15 protein-coding genes and 3 pseudogenes are annotated in these 12,638 nt (G+C 39.3%); 6 read left to right on the top strand and 12 right to left on the bottom strand.

The window, feature by feature from the left end; genetic code table 11:
• Nucleotides 1-12 precede the first annotated feature (12 nt).
• From pghL to bslm_RS09275, 8 genes and pseudogenes are all read right to left on the bottom strand, one after another.
• Nucleotides 13-771, bottom strand: a complete 759-nt coding sequence (gene pghL, locus bslm_RS09310) for a gamma-polyglutamate hydrolase PghL (protein ID WP_003245793.1) — start codon at nucleotides 769-771, stop codon at nucleotides 13-15.
• 225 nt (nucleotides 772-996) lie between these two features.
• Nucleotides 997-1,311, bottom strand: coding sequence for a hypothetical protein (locus tag bslm_RS09305; RefSeq protein WP_003245621.1), 315 nt, complete (start codon nucleotides 1,309-1,311; stop codon nucleotides 997-999).
• Between the two features lie 87 nt (nucleotides 1,312-1,398).
• Nucleotides 1,399-3,039, bottom strand: a complete 1,641-nt coding sequence (locus bslm_RS09300; RefSeq protein ID WP_003231612.1) for a YndJ family protein — start codon at nucleotides 3,037-3,039, stop codon at nucleotides 1,399-1,401.
• Nucleotides 3,036-3,653, bottom strand: coding sequence for a DUF4166 domain-containing protein (locus bslm_RS09295; RefSeq protein ID WP_003244960.1), 618 nt, complete (start codon nucleotides 3,651-3,653; stop codon nucleotides 3,036-3,038). The genes bslm_RS09300 and bslm_RS09295 overlap by 4 nt, the downstream gene beginning before the upstream one ends.
• 4 nt (nucleotides 3,654-3,657) lie before the next feature.
• The gene (locus bslm_RS09290; RefSeq protein ID WP_003231618.1) at nucleotides 3,658-4,464 is read right to left on the bottom strand and encodes a hypothetical protein; all 807 of its coding nucleotides are present in this window, start codon (nucleotides 4,462-4,464) and stop codon (nucleotides 3,658-3,660) included.
• A gap of 146 nt (nucleotides 4,465-4,610) precedes the next feature.
• Nucleotides 4,611-5,192, bottom strand: a pseudogene (locus tag bslm_RS09285) (Ger(x)C family spore germination C-terminal domain-containing protein); the annotation flags it as partial.
• An 82-nt stretch (nucleotides 5,193-5,274) separates the two neighbouring features.
• Nucleotides 5,275-6,831: pseudogene (locus tag bslm_RS09280) on the bottom strand (spore germination protein).
• A gap of 293 nt (nucleotides 6,832-7,124) precedes the next feature.
• Entirely contained in the window at nucleotides 7,125-7,313 is a 189-nt protein-coding gene (locus bslm_RS09275; RefSeq protein ID WP_003231626.1) for a hypothetical protein, read from the bottom strand.
• A 306-nt stretch (nucleotides 7,314-7,619) separates the two neighbouring features.
• Here bslm_RS09275 and bslm_RS09270 point away from each other — a divergent pair, with 306 nt between their 5' ends.
• Nucleotides 7,620-8,054 (top strand): SRPBCC family protein, encoded by a 435-nt coding sequence (locus bslm_RS09270; protein ID WP_003231627.1) that lies wholly within the window; start codon nucleotides 7,620-7,622, stop codon nucleotides 8,052-8,054.
• Between the two features lie 65 nt (nucleotides 8,055-8,119).
• Here the strand turns inward: bslm_RS09270 and bslm_RS09265 are convergent, their stop codons facing one another.
• Together bslm_RS09265 and bslm_RS21645 are read right to left on the bottom strand one after the other, a co-directional pair.
• Nucleotides 8,120-8,518: a hypothetical protein gene (locus tag bslm_RS09265; RefSeq protein ID WP_009967329.1), complete on the bottom strand. Its 399-nt coding sequence runs from the start codon at nucleotides 8,516-8,518 to the stop codon at nucleotides 8,120-8,122.
• Nucleotides 8,519-8,534: 16 nt separating this feature from the next.
• Nucleotides 8,535-8,693 (bottom strand): annotated as a pseudogene (locus bslm_RS21645) (hypothetical protein).
• Nucleotides 8,694-8,771: 78 nt separating this feature from the next.
• Here bslm_RS21645 and tatAC point away from each other — a divergent pair.
• From tatAC to bslm_RS09240, 5 genes are all read left to right on the top strand, one after another.
• On the top strand, nucleotides 8,772-8,960 hold the full coding sequence (gene tatAC / locus bslm_RS09260) for a twin-arginine translocase TatAC (RefSeq protein ID WP_003231634.1): 189 nt from the start codon (nucleotides 8,772-8,774) through the stop codon (nucleotides 8,958-8,960).
• A 174-nt stretch (nucleotides 8,961-9,134) separates the two neighbouring features.
• On the top strand, nucleotides 9,135-9,335 hold the full coding sequence (locus tag bslm_RS09255; RefSeq protein ID WP_014479921.1) for a spore coat protein CotC: 201 nt from the start codon (nucleotides 9,135-9,137) through the stop codon (nucleotides 9,333-9,335).
• Between the two features lie 245 nt (nucleotides 9,336-9,580).
• Nucleotides 9,581-9,937 (top strand): YoqO family protein, encoded by a 357-nt coding sequence (locus bslm_RS09250; protein WP_014479920.1) that lies wholly within the window; start codon nucleotides 9,581-9,583, stop codon nucleotides 9,935-9,937.
• Nucleotides 9,938-10,096: 159 nt separating this feature from the next.
• Nucleotides 10,097-10,816 (top strand): YrpD family protein, encoded by a 720-nt coding sequence (locus tag bslm_RS09245; RefSeq protein ID WP_014479919.1) that lies wholly within the window; start codon nucleotides 10,097-10,099, stop codon nucleotides 10,814-10,816.
• A gap of 42 nt (nucleotides 10,817-10,858) precedes the next feature.
• Nucleotides 10,859-11,146 (top strand): hypothetical protein, encoded by a 288-nt coding sequence (locus bslm_RS09240; protein WP_121509411.1) that lies wholly within the window; start codon nucleotides 10,859-10,861, stop codon nucleotides 11,144-11,146.
• Nucleotides 11,147-11,268: 122 nt separating this feature from the next.
• Here bslm_RS09240 and bslm_RS09235 read toward each other — a convergent pair whose 3' ends face one another.
• Together bslm_RS09235 and bslm_RS21300 are read right to left on the bottom strand one after the other, a co-directional pair.
• Nucleotides 11,269-12,108: a thymidylate synthase gene (locus bslm_RS09235; protein WP_014479918.1), complete on the bottom strand. Its 840-nt coding sequence runs from the start codon at nucleotides 12,106-12,108 to the stop codon at nucleotides 11,269-11,271.
• A gap of 274 nt (nucleotides 12,109-12,382) precedes the next feature.
• Complete coding sequence (locus tag bslm_RS21300) at nucleotides 12,383-12,547, bottom strand: hypothetical protein (RefSeq protein WP_003231643.1); 165 nt, start codon at nucleotides 12,545-12,547, stop codon at nucleotides 12,383-12,385.
• Nucleotides 12,548-12,638: the final 91 nt, after the last annotated feature.

Genomic DNA, 12,638 nt, shown 5'->3' with positions numbered 1-12,638 from the left:
GCCTCCTATTTTTCAGTAGCTATTTTTGAGAAAACGGAACATCACTTCTGTAAACTCATAAAACCTCTCATTTTGAGTAACAGCTCTGCTTTTTAAAGAAAAGATGCCGAACAAAGACTTTCGAAACCCTGTGCTCATTTCTATCTGAATACTTAAACCTGTTTTTGATTTATTTGCAATGTTATTCGGACTAACGCCCGCATGCGGATGGTCCATATTGAGCAATACAGCAGGAAAACCGGCATGCTGCAATTTCTCAACTAAATCTGCCGCTCTTACGCGATCTGTACCGCCGACTTCGATCTGCTGATCTTCTTCTGCGTACCCGTGTAATGAAATGACATATTCATGATTTCCCGTCATTTTAAGGGCCCGAGGTTCATCAAAGTGTGTGCTCGTAATGTGCAGGACTGAGTTTCCTGCCGATTTTAAGCCTTCAAATAAATACATCGAGTACTCTTTGCTGAGCTCTCTCGCTACTTCACTTGTCCCGCCTTCAATACCTCCTCCGTGAATAGCTAAAACAAGAACAGGGCTTCCGGTTTCTTTCGTAACAACGCCATAATCAGAAGGATCTTCATTGTTTTTTAATTCCTCAAAATTCTGATATACATCTTCAGCATAAATTGAAGAAATCGGAGTAAACACCATAAAAATCATCAATAATTTTACAATTTTAATAGTTGATGGAAAACGTTTGGCTATGTTACAATCAACATGCTTCAAGGAATGGAGCAAACGGCGGAGCAGGGATACTTTGGCCGGTTTCATCTACTCCGCCTCTAAGTCCAAATCAACAGAATGTAGGTCTCTTTGAGGCTTTAGCACGAATTCTCTCGTCCTCCTTGTTAAATTTTTGTTAAATTCACAATATTATATACCATTAGCCCGGGCGCTGTTCTTCTCATTTTTGAATTTATGAAAAGTAAGCTGGCACCACCTCCCCCATTTTCCATACAAAACAAAAATGCACCTGCCCTTTGGCCTGTGCACTTTTTATTTTCTCTTCATTCTTCGTTTTTTTGCTTGATTTAATTTCATGATGTTTTTTTCAATTTTTCTTATGTTTCGCCTTTGCGGGATTGTTTTCATTTCATAATAAACAGAAATAAACCCGCTTACTGTCACTGCTGCAATATAAAGGACGCGCTGTTTGATCATCCGGTCAGCATGTCCATGATCATTCGCTTCTTTTTCCAGTCTTTCGATCACAGCTTTATCAAACAGCTGATCGACATACACTTGTTTCATTCCCACTGCAAACCCAGCAGCCAGCCAAAGAATCAGAAATAAACTGATATAAAACACCATAAACCCTTCCTTTCCTGTCTTGATGCGGTGCAGAATTTTAAAACAGTTCATCTCATTACAACTGGCAGACGAAGCTTCTTCTTTGTGTTAGGTTCTTTCAATAGGCTGGTTAATATGTGTAATGCTGTAATGAACAGTTAGAAATTTTATTCCAAACAGCCACATATGATGAACAGCGGTTAATTTGTTGTCATGTACAGCTTCTATCAGAAAGGTTTCAGATAAAGGAAGCGGACAAGTTCCCGCTCTTGTTTGCAGATAAATCCCCTCATCCCCCGCTCTGCTTTTTCTCCGCCTGCTTGTTAAAACCAGCTTCTCCTGATGATGATATGGTTTTAAAATACCTGTCATGCTGCTGAATGGAAGCGGTAAAGAAATATTCATATACCCCTCTCCATTTGAACGATACACTGAATAAAGAGCGGTAAAAATGGTTTCGTTTTTTTCATTTGTTCTAATCCAGGCACGTACTCTTTCCCTTCCGTCTTTTTTCGAATGAACACCTTTTATCTTGCTGTACATCCTATACCAGTCAGGGTTCGTCGAAAGATGTATTTGGCCGATTCTTCTGCTGAACCATTCGTAAATAATTGCAAGCGGCCGAAACCACGTGCTCCATGTTACTTTTGCTTTAATATTGTATTCGATGGTTTGTTCATAAAACGAAAGAATGAGCGGCGCCAGTTTTTCTGGTGAAAAATCTTTTGAACGCAGGCTGCCCATATCATCCACAAGTCCGCTGTACCGAGCGTTATTTTCAGCTTGAATGTTAGCTAAAAATTCTTCTCCAATCTTTCTTTTTCCGTAGATACGGCTGAATGTCTTTACACTGTCTGCATCAAAAGGTTTCGCATCCTCTATTCTCCACCCTATGAGAGCGGGCAAGATAACACCAAACGCGTTGACAAAACCGTGAATCCAAATCATCTGATTGATGGTCAATGTAACTTCTTGCCGAAAGACACCAAATGAATAAATCATCGAGAAAGCAATCGTTATCATTAAAACAGCGGAAGAAAGCCGAATAAGAAATGTCCCCGTCTTGGTGCGAAAAGCTGCCGTGAACACCAAAAATGCATGAAGATAAATCGCCGCCATATAAATGCTAACCGCAATGACATCAAGTGTTTTTGAATATGTGATGCCCAGTGCGATAAGAAGGGGCGAAAGCAAAATCACCCATGTTATCCAACTGTACAACATCCGATGTTTTCTAATGGTTCTGCCGAGTAAACCGTTGAAGATCGGGATCAGAAAAGCAGAATAGTGAAAGTGGACAGCAGTCAGCAAAATGATGAGAGGGCCAAATTGCATGATCTGCAAATGGGCAGCATAAGCAAAAAACCAAAATCCTCCTCCCGCCAAATAAATAAGACCGAACAAAACTGATGTCTCTTCGATTCTATGTATCTTTGTTTCCCAAAGGCGGAGGATCGCATACAATGCATTAAAAACTGTGTACATCCACCAGATAAGTGCGAAACCCCCAACCTCCGTCACTAGAGCCAGCACCGCAAAGAATGCGGCTACAGGATAGCACTGGATTAGCCCGTTTTCCATAAACTGAGCAGCACGAACCGGAGATTGACGAAAAACAAAAGGAAAAATTCCCGGCACGAAAAATAGAATGGATAACAAAACGAGTGCCTCTGCCACTGAAATATCCGGTGCTTCTGCTGCAAGAAATCCAATAAAACAAAGCGCACTGACTATGCCATTTCGTTTCATGATTCTCTCTCTTCCTCCTGAAACGTTCCCTTATAAAAGAAAAGAGTGCCAAGAATTGTATTTTGCACATGCACTTCAATGGTGAAACAATTCTTTTTTTCATCAAACGTTTCGCAAACTTCGGATGTACCGGTCAGCCATTTCGGCAGCGGGATTCTTTTTCCGCATATCAATAGCCATTGCTTTCCCGATGTGATCGTAAGAGAGCCGTCAAGAGATGCCTCAAACGTCAAAACAGACAGCAGCAGATGAGGTTTGCCGAAGAAATCAAGTATTCTATTTTCTTTCTCGTCATATATCATTAACGCATCAAAGAAACGTTTTTTGCCTTTAAAGAAAAATGTACGATTCCATTCTATTCCTGTATGTTGCGATTTCAAAAGACAAGTTCTATTTTGTATTGTAAATGGAATGTCTTTGCCTCTTTCTGAAAAGAAGCATCTGAAAAAAACACCCAGCTTTAACAGCATTCTAACCAGAAAAGAGCCTCCGCTTATTTCTGACATCGTTCCCGTCCCGCTGAATGTATGAGACCCGTCTAATTGGTACCGTTTCTGCAGCTTGGGATGCAGCAAATGATAGTTAATAATTGATTTTTCATAAATCGAACTCACAATGTCACTTCTTTCTCTTTCGTTTTGTGCGCCTGGCACTGGGGAGCTGCAGGCTAAGAGCGCCGCTTGCAGCGGAAAACACACTCAATAGAACCCACATGAATATTTCGGAACCTAGACAAGCAAACCCAGCAAAAATACAAGCCTGGACACCATGAATGATCCATTTTCTTTTTAAAGGAAGCAGCCACAAAATAGCTAAGCCTATCTCCGCTGTTCCTGTCAATATGCTTGTCTTAACACCTGCAAAGCCTTGATAGAACCAAAACAGGCTGAAAAACAGACACATGAACACATAGATGATAGCAGATCGAATGAAGCGCTTCGGATGTTTATTTTGCTCTACCCAAAGCCTTAATGCATCAAAGCTCCAGGCAGTCGCCCAGCCAAGCAGCGGCCGAAATAATAAACGATCAATCCATCTTCCCAGCAGTCCGTAGGCTGTTTTGTATTGGTACTGTGTTAAAAACGTCATTTTCCCATTTTCTCTCTGTATATACTTCCAGTAGCCGCTTCCATGCCGAATCAGAGATAATGGATGATCAGAGCCAAAAGCCAGTGAAGAAGACCTTTCAGATGAACATTTGTTGAAAACACCGACGGTTTCTCCTGTACCTGACACCTTTAATCCAAAGCCTACCCTTGTTTCGTAAAGAAACTTCTGTTTTTCGCATGGCTGACTATTCAAATACGTAATATTTGAAAACCGGAGATCCCATTCCTTATGCAGTGATGGGTTTTGTGTATATTCCCAGAGTGTATCCAGATCAGATTTCATTTCGATTTCTACATAAATCGGTTTCTGCCTCACAGCCCCTTCTCCCTTCTATTTCAAGCAATTCCTATATTAGCATATTGGTCGATTTGAAAAGTGTATATCTCTCCAAAAAAAGTATCTTTATCCTAATAAATGCATAAAAAAGAGAAGAGAGGTTTCCTTCTCTTCCTTGGGATTCATTACTGAGTTTTAACCGTGCCGAAATGAGTAATTGTGACGTTCACACTGTATGTGATGTCGGCTTTACTGAAGGTGTCATCCCAGTTATTTTTCACCCTTTTCCATAAGTGAGGATATGTAAGTCTAAAAGATTCATCAAAACCCGCAACATCTGCTTTATAATCATGCTGAATTTTTTTTAATACCTGACCAACTATTTTCTTTACCTCGTTTTCAATAGTCGTTTCGAGACGATCTATAAACTGGGTGTCCAACGCCTCTTTTGTGTTCCAGTTTTCAACCAAATCGCCTTCTGATTCAATATCGACATGGAATGAAATATCTTTCCCTTTTACGATTGGCTGAATTCTGCTTTTGATTTTATTGATATCGTACGCTAACGTCTGTTGGCTCTTTTTATCATGACTTTTGACAACTCCGCCTTTCCCTTCTCCTCTAATCCATGTAATCCCCTCAGTTTCATATTCATTTAAGGTGCCTATCATTTTTTTCGATTTTCCGTTGATTACAGCTGCTCCGGAATACTTGACCGCTCCATTCGCCGCAACCACATTTTGCAGTAAAAAGCTGCTGCCAGAATAATGATGATAATCGTTGCCTGAGCGGTTGTGATTTTACTGGTTGGGCTGAACATGAGACTTTATCACCATCCTGTCGAGTTCATCACTTCACCCGTTTTGTATTATCTGTATTCATCATTTTAGGCCGGCGCTTCATGACTAAAAGAGGCATTCTGATAACAAAGTCTTTCCAATCTTTTAAGTGATAGGGCACTGCCGGACTTGCGTATGGCACACCAAAGCTCTTTAACTTTACGACATGGCTGCTTAGCAGCAGATAATACATAATGACTCCAAACAATCCAAACACCGCCGCACAAAACATCGCGCCAAACCGAAGCATCCGAAGTGCTATACCTGTGCTATAATGCGGGATGGCAAATGAAGAAATTGCTGTGAGCGCAACAACAATGACCATGATTGGACTGACAATCCCCGCCTGCACAGCTGCTTCCCGATGATTAATCCGCCAACTATGCCAATTGCGGGTCCAATCGGTTTTGGCAGACGAAGCCCCGCTTCTCTTAAAATTTCGATCGCGACTTCCATAAATAAGGCTTCAATGAGGGATGGGAACGGAACACCTTGGCGCGTCCCGGAAATTGAAATTGCCAGCTTGGTCGGAATTAACCCCGGATGAAAAGAAATAAATGATATATATAAAGCGGGTGCGAATAATGTTATCATTGCTGCGATGAACCTCAGCAATCTGATGAGCGAGCTCGGGAACCACCGTTCATAATAATCTTCAGGCGATTGAAGCATCATGCTGAAAGTGACTGGAACAATCAAAGCAAACGGAGTGCCGTCTAGCAGAATAGCTACTCTTCCTTCCATTAATTCGCTTATGACGCGATCAGGACGTTCTGTACTCTGTACTTGCGGGAACGGGCTCAAATAATTATCCTCAATTAACTGTTCAACGTAGCCTGACTCCGGCAAATGATCGATCTCAATCCCTCTCACTCTTTTTCTTACTTCCTCGACTACTTTTGGGTCTGCAATGTCATTCATATAAGCGATAATTAAATCCTTTTTTAATCGTGTTCCTACTTCAAATCTCTGCAATGTTAATTGATCATTTTTTCCTTGCTGTCTCAAAAGAGCTGTATTCGTACTCAACTCTTCTGTAAAGCCTGTGCGCGGTCCTCTGACAAGCGCTTCTGAAAGCGGCTCCTTGATACTTCGATTTTGTTTTTTTACAGTTCCCAGAAGAAACGCCTGCGGTATTCCATCGATGAGAAGCGCTGTCGAACCCATGAACACATTCAACACGATATCACTGATTTTCTCTGATTCTATGACATCACCGATTGATTTGATTTTTTATCTGTTTCGAAGTTAAAGTACCTTTGCCGGATTGAGAAATTTCATCGCTTACCTGATTAGGTTGATTCATAACTAACACTGATAGACCTTTATTAATCAATTCCTGATCAGACAGTCCTTCAACAAAGATCAATGCCGCTTTTACATGTAAATGAGTGATTTCAAACTCACTGAAGTGAACGTCCCCGTTATGTCCTATTTTTCTTTTTACATTTTCTAAATCGTATCCGATGTTACCGGTTAACACATCCTGATCCTGCTTTTCAGCTGTCAAATAATCTGATTTATGCTGCTTCTGTGTTTTGTATTGATTGTTCCGCCACCTCATCATTGCACCTTCTTATACATGAATCCAAGTAAACACTTTATAGATTACATATGGAACGAGAAATACTACTAACGCTTGAAACCACACATTCCAGTCAGTAAGTGTTGATATCATGTTATCCATCTGTCATTTCCCCTCTCTCTAATAGGATTATTTTTCCCGTATACCTATTTTTTATGTTCGTCTTTTTTCTCAATAAAAAAAGCATGATGAACATTTCATCATGCTTTTAAAGAAATCAACCTGACCATTTTGCATAATTAACACAAAATGAGCCTTTTAGCAGTCTGGGAAAACTAAAATTCCAGCTTGAAGCTTTCTGCCTGATCTGAAACTTCCACAGGAATCCCCATTATCGTTTTCGGTTTGGAAACGTAAACAAAGCGCATTTCCTCCTCTAATTGCTGAAACGCTTTTTCACTAACTAAAATTCTGGCCGGCTTCCCTGGACTGTTATCAATGGCTGCTTTGATTTTTCCAAGCATAAAAAACCTCCTGTTTTAGAAAATGGATCATTTACTATTAAAACAAAAATCGCAAAATAAATTGCCTGAACAGGAATTCCGGTTCAAACATAGCAGTTGCGGCTGCAAACAAGAATGAACGAAATGACAACATACACCTCTCTCTCTTTTTCGCGCATGCAGAATTCTCCCATTCACAGATCAGACTGGCGACTGACACGCTGTTCAACAGCAGCTCTAGCATAAATAATGCACGCTATGGACATGATCTTATTAGTTATTATATGATTGAATTGAAAAAACATCATATGTCAAGAGGTAAACGAAATGGCTCAAAACAACGAAAATGCATTACCGGATATTACAAAAAGCATTACTCTGGAGGCTCCCATTCAGAAAGTCTGGGAGACAGTCTCTACTTCAGAAGGCATTGCCAAGTGGTTTATGCCCAATGACTTTCAGCTCAAAGAAGGACAAGAATTTCACTTACAATCGCCGTTTGGGCCGTCCCCTTGTAAAGTTTTGGCTGTTCAAGCTCCAACTGAACTTTCTTTTGAATGGGATACAGAAGGATGGGTCGTTACCTTTCAATTAGAAGACTTGGGGGAAAAGACAGGGTTTACCCTTATTCACAGCGGCTGGAAAGAGCCGAATGAAGTGATCGGCAAAGCAAACGAGAAAAGCTCCGTCGTTCGCGGTAAGATGGATGGCGGCTGGACTGGCATTGTAAATGAACGGCTTCGTAAGGCTGTCGAAGAATAAAAAAAGAGAGAGGTATCTCTCTTTTTTGTTCTTTCCCAAGGGTTATACTTCACAATTTGAGTCCATCAATCATAAAACGTAACAGTTTTAGATTTACCAGAGTAATCGGTAACAAAGAACTCGGCCTTGTTATTGCTCCCATCTACAAATTTTCCAATACTGCCAAATGTGTGGCATTCTCCGGGTGAAAAATAGTTTGCCCCTACATAATCATCAGGATTGTCACCGGGATCATCCTCATATAAGTGCAGTGAAACAGAAAAAGGAGTGCTTCCTGAAAGGCAAACTCTAAAATCTCCTCCGGTCGAGTATACCGTCGGACTTGAGTAAGTATATGTGTAAGTCCCCAACTTATCCCACTCTCCAGCCCCCGCAGTTCCGGCTTTTTCTGCTTGTGCCGTTAATGGAAAAACCGCAGCCAACCCTAAAACAGACAAAAATCCAACTACCTTAGTGAATCTCATCAACTACACCACTCCTCTATTTCAATGATAGCCGCAGATACGTTTGTATCATTTCCGGCAGAGCTACATAATTGATCCAGCCTGCCTCCCTGCTTCTTAGGCAGGTGGCATTGGACATTATATTCAGCAGCAGCCGTTTTATGAATCCGTCTTTGTCTGGTTTTAAAATGTTCAAAATAAATGCATTCCCATTTGTACTGCTATCTCTTATAATTTGTTTAAAAGGTTGTACTTCAATCAGGGGGAAAAGGATATGGAATTAAGCTTCACAAAAATACTCGTTATTTTGTTTGTAGGTTTTTTAGTATTTGGGCCTGATAAACTGCCGGCGCTTGGCCGTGCAGCAGGAAAAGCCTTATCAGAATTTAAACAAGCAACAAGCGGACTGACTCAGGATATCAGAAAAAATGACTCAGAAAACAAAGAAGACAAACAAATGTAGGATAAATCGTTTGGGCCGATGAAAAATCGGCTCTTTATTTTGATTTGTTTTTGTGTCATCTGTCTTTTTCTATCATTTGGACAGCCCTTTTTTCCTTCTATGATTTTAACTGTCCAAGCCGCAAAATCTACTCGCCGTATAATAAAGCGTAGTAAAAATAAAGGAGGAGTATATATGGGTTATTACAAAAAATACAAAGAAGAGTATTATACGGTCAAAAAAACGTATTATAAGAAGTATTACGAATATGATAAAAAATATGATGACTGTGATTACGACAAAAAATACGATGACTATGATAAAAAATATTATGATCACGATAAAAAAGACTATGATTATGTTGTAGAGTATAAAAAGCATAAAAAACACTACTAAACGCCATTAACATCTCCTCGTTTTTACTTTCCCCCGGCTATTGCCGGGTCTTTTTTGTTTGTGCACTATATGTATATTTCTGAAGCTTCCCTTTATATGAAAACCTTGGTGACTGAATCTGAAAAAGAATAGTGAATATTTAGTACATAGTTTAGTTAGTTCATAAGTGAGCGCATTCAGTTTATTGCAGTTACAAAGAAACTTTTATAAACTCTTTGAGGATCATACATAAAAGGAGAGGTTTTTTGTATAGAAACATCGTATTTTATCTCATTTTACTTTGTCTATTTATATCAGTTGTCATGAAAAGCTTTGAGGTGATAAGCACAATAGCCAATGTTATCTGCTTTGTTTTCGTATTGCTGTATTTTAAAGATGAAATGAAAACATACTCACGTAAAGCGTTAGCAATCCTAAGTATTTGTTTTCTTTTCTTAGTCGGTATCTGTGCTTTTATCATTTTACAAGGACAGACATTGATGAAACGTCACCTCTTTTTTACAGGCAGGGAAACGATAGCGGGCATTCTTTTAATAATCGTTTCTTTAAGCATTTGTACTTTTATTTTGAGGAGAATTTCAAATCGGTTAAAACGATTGTGATCTCATTCTTTCCTCTGATAAAGGTATATAGCTTTCAGATTGGCGAAGCGTTTCGTCCCTTACTTCACTCAAAATGAAATATTTTGTCGATTATATACATCAATACAGTTCCAAAATAAGGTATAATAAATGGCCAAACCACTATCAAAAGGGGGAATTTTGGTGAAAAAAGTATTGATTGCAGGTGCAGTAGGAACAGCGGTTCTTTTCGGAACCCTTTCATCAGGTATACCAGGCTTACCCGCGGCAGATGCTCAAGTCGCAAAAGCAGCATCACAGCTGCCTAAGGGAATCGGCGGCCGCGCCTATCTGAATAGTACAGGCGCCGTTTTTACAGCTAAAATCAATCTTCCTGACACTGTAAAATATGATACGGTCTCTACTCCTTATATTTATTCAGGATTTAGGGCAACAAGCGGAACTGAGGCCGATATCGGGCTTCAGTACAGCAAACAATACAACGTCTGGAAGCCCCTCATGAAGGTTGGGTCCAAAAATGAAGAAACGTACATCGAAGGAAAAGACAAATTCACATACAATAAAGGCTTCCGCCCTGGAAGCACAGTCCAAATGACAATCCATAAAAATTTAAGCGGCAATACGCGCATGACCCTTTGGGGAACGAACAATGACGGCTACACCGGACGGATTATCACAGAAATTCAAGGAACCAACATCGGCACGATTTCAAAATGGAAAACCCTTGCTACCGCGGCTGTTTCGTATGAAAGCCAGCGTGATGCGATCAAAGCAACCTTTTCGACATCTTTTAACAACATCACAATCGACAATAAAGCCGTCACTCCTGTGGTAGATACACAGGATTTCGCAAAGGTTTCTGTTGCAGGAAATAACGTTACGATCTCTGTTAATAAATAAACGAAGCAGCAAAAATCCGCCAGCATTGTCTGGCGGTTTTCATTGGAGCATACTGGTCATAGTTCGTTTCTTCAGCTCTTTTGTTTAAACCTAACTTTAATAAGGGTGGAAATTGGTATGAAATATGAAAAAACAAGTCTTTTTGGAATGATTTTAGTTATTGTAGCACTTCTAATATCTATATATTTTATGTGTAATACAAATGCGTTAGTACCTGCTGGATATGATCTAGCTATTCATGGAATTGTAATATCTAGAACTATAATGATTGCTTTTACTTTGTATTTAGTTTCAAAGTTAGGATATTTTCTTCTGAATAAAAAAGATTAACTGTAGAGTTAATCTTTTTTATGTATTATACGTGTTTGTCCTTCGATTTTTATTCATCTTCCAGATTGCTTAATGAAATTAGGATACCTGCTATCCATTCACTGCACAATAAAAAGGCAGCATTAAACCGCTACCTCAAATAAAAGCTTGTCCCCATGTTTATAGTTGATTAACTTGAAATCATCAATGGTAAAGTTATAAAAATCTTTCACTTCAGGATTGATCCATAGTTCAGGTGCTTCAAACTGTTCTCTTTCCATTTGAATTTTCAAATTGTCTATATGACGTGTGTACACATGGCAATCCCCAATGTTAAAGATATATTCACCAAGCTCATAACCAGTCACTTGAGCAATCATGCGCTGCAACACATTGTACTGGAATACATTGAAGGGATTTCCTAATGCCATATCATTGCTCCGTGCTCTTACCTCAAGGTGGAGTTTCCCATGTTTAACGTACCATTGTGTCTCGTATACACATGGCGTTAAGGACATTGCGTCTAAATCATCAGGATTCCACAGCATTGTAATATGTCTGCGTGAAGACGGGTTGTTCTTCAATTGATGAAGAAGATAGTCTACCTGATCCACTTTTTCTCCGTTTAGACTTCTGTTTTTCTTCCCCAGCTGAAATCCATATGCATGTCCGATGGTGCCGTCTTCTTGTTTCCACTGATCCCAAATATGTACGCCCATCTTGTTTAAATCATTAACATCATTAGATTTCAGCTGCCAAATCCAGAGCAACTCTTTAATGGCTGTTTTCCAGGCAACCTTTTTTGTCGTTAAAATCGGAACCTCTGAGTTGTCGAATCTCATTTGCTTACTCATTACACTTAGAGTATGTGCCGGTGTTCCATCTGAGTCCCACTTGGTTCTTACATCAAACTCTTCGTCTGAGATTCCATTATTGATAATATCCTTTATAATTGAATTGTATTGTTTATCGAATTGCGTCATGACTATTCATATCCTTCTTTCATTTTCAGTTGCTAAGCATAATTTATTACGAATGCAATATTATCGCAAATACTAAGCACTTGCAGATAAAGTGAGGATCTTATTCCACTCACTGTGTGTTTAAAGAGGAGTTAATCCCCCCTCTTTTACACCTGTATTTCTCCATAACATAGTCTGTCACATAGCTCATAGTTACCGCCAGTTTGGTACATACACCGTTGATAACATTGTTGAGGATTATAAGAAATGGTTTGATATTGCGGCACATAAAAATTCAAATAGTTAGGTGTTTGTGTATACCAAATTGGAAATTGTCTAAACACATTAAATCCTCCAATAGCTTTTTCTGATTTAATGCATTGTATTTTACCTCAATATCAATTGTCATTTGTCCATGTGCAATTGGGCTTTCTTTAAAATAAATTCTCTCTAATTTCATTCATTTGATCATTAACAACTTTTTTATGATATTTGGCAGCGGTTCATTCCTTATATGATCTGTTTCTGACCGGTTTTGCTGTTTGTTTTTG

This window comes from Bacillus sp. LM 4-2 (assembly GCF_000978495.1).
Classification (GTDB): Bacteria; Bacillota; Bacilli; order Bacillales; family Bacillaceae; genus Bacillus; species Bacillus subtilis.
This window is presented reverse-complemented; position numbering and strand designations above follow the sequence as displayed.

Excerpts from the sequence above, each read along its gene's own strand:
- pghL (WP_003245793.1), bottom strand. The coding sequence starts at position 771 with ATGAAACCGGCCAAAGTATCCCTGCTCCGCCGTTTGCTCCATTCCTTG.
- bslm_RS09305 (WP_003245621.1), bottom strand. The coding sequence starts at position 1,311 with ATGGTGTTTTATATCAGTTTATTTCTGATTCTTTGGCTGGCTGCTGGG.
- bslm_RS09300 (WP_003231612.1), bottom strand. The coding sequence starts at position 3,039 with ATGAAACGAAATGGCATAGTCAGTGCGCTTTGTTTTATTGGATTTCTT.
- bslm_RS09275 (WP_003231626.1), bottom strand. The coding sequence starts at position 7,313 with ATGCTTGGAAAAATCAAAGCAGCCATTGATAACAGTCCAGGGAAGCCG.
- bslm_RS09270 (WP_003231627.1), top strand. The coding sequence starts at position 7,620 with ATGGCTCAAAACAACGAAAATGCATTACCGGATATTACAAAAAGCATT.
- bslm_RS09265 (WP_009967329.1), bottom strand. The coding sequence starts at position 8,518 with ATGAGATTCACTAAGGTAGTTGGATTTTTGTCTGTTTTAGGGTTGGCT.
- tatAC (WP_003231634.1), top strand. The coding sequence starts at position 8,772 with ATGGAATTAAGCTTCACAAAAATACTCGTTATTTTGTTTGTAGGTTTT.
- bslm_RS09255 (WP_014479921.1), top strand. The coding sequence starts at position 9,135 with ATGGGTTATTACAAAAAATACAAAGAAGAGTATTATACGGTCAAAAAA.
- bslm_RS09235 (WP_014479918.1), bottom strand. The coding sequence starts at position 12,108 with ATGACGCAATTCGATAAACAATACAATTCAATTATAAAGGATATTATC.
- bslm_RS21300 (WP_003231643.1), bottom strand. The coding sequence starts at position 12,547 with ATGAAATTAGAGAGAATTTATTTTAAAGAAAGCCCAATTGCACATGGA.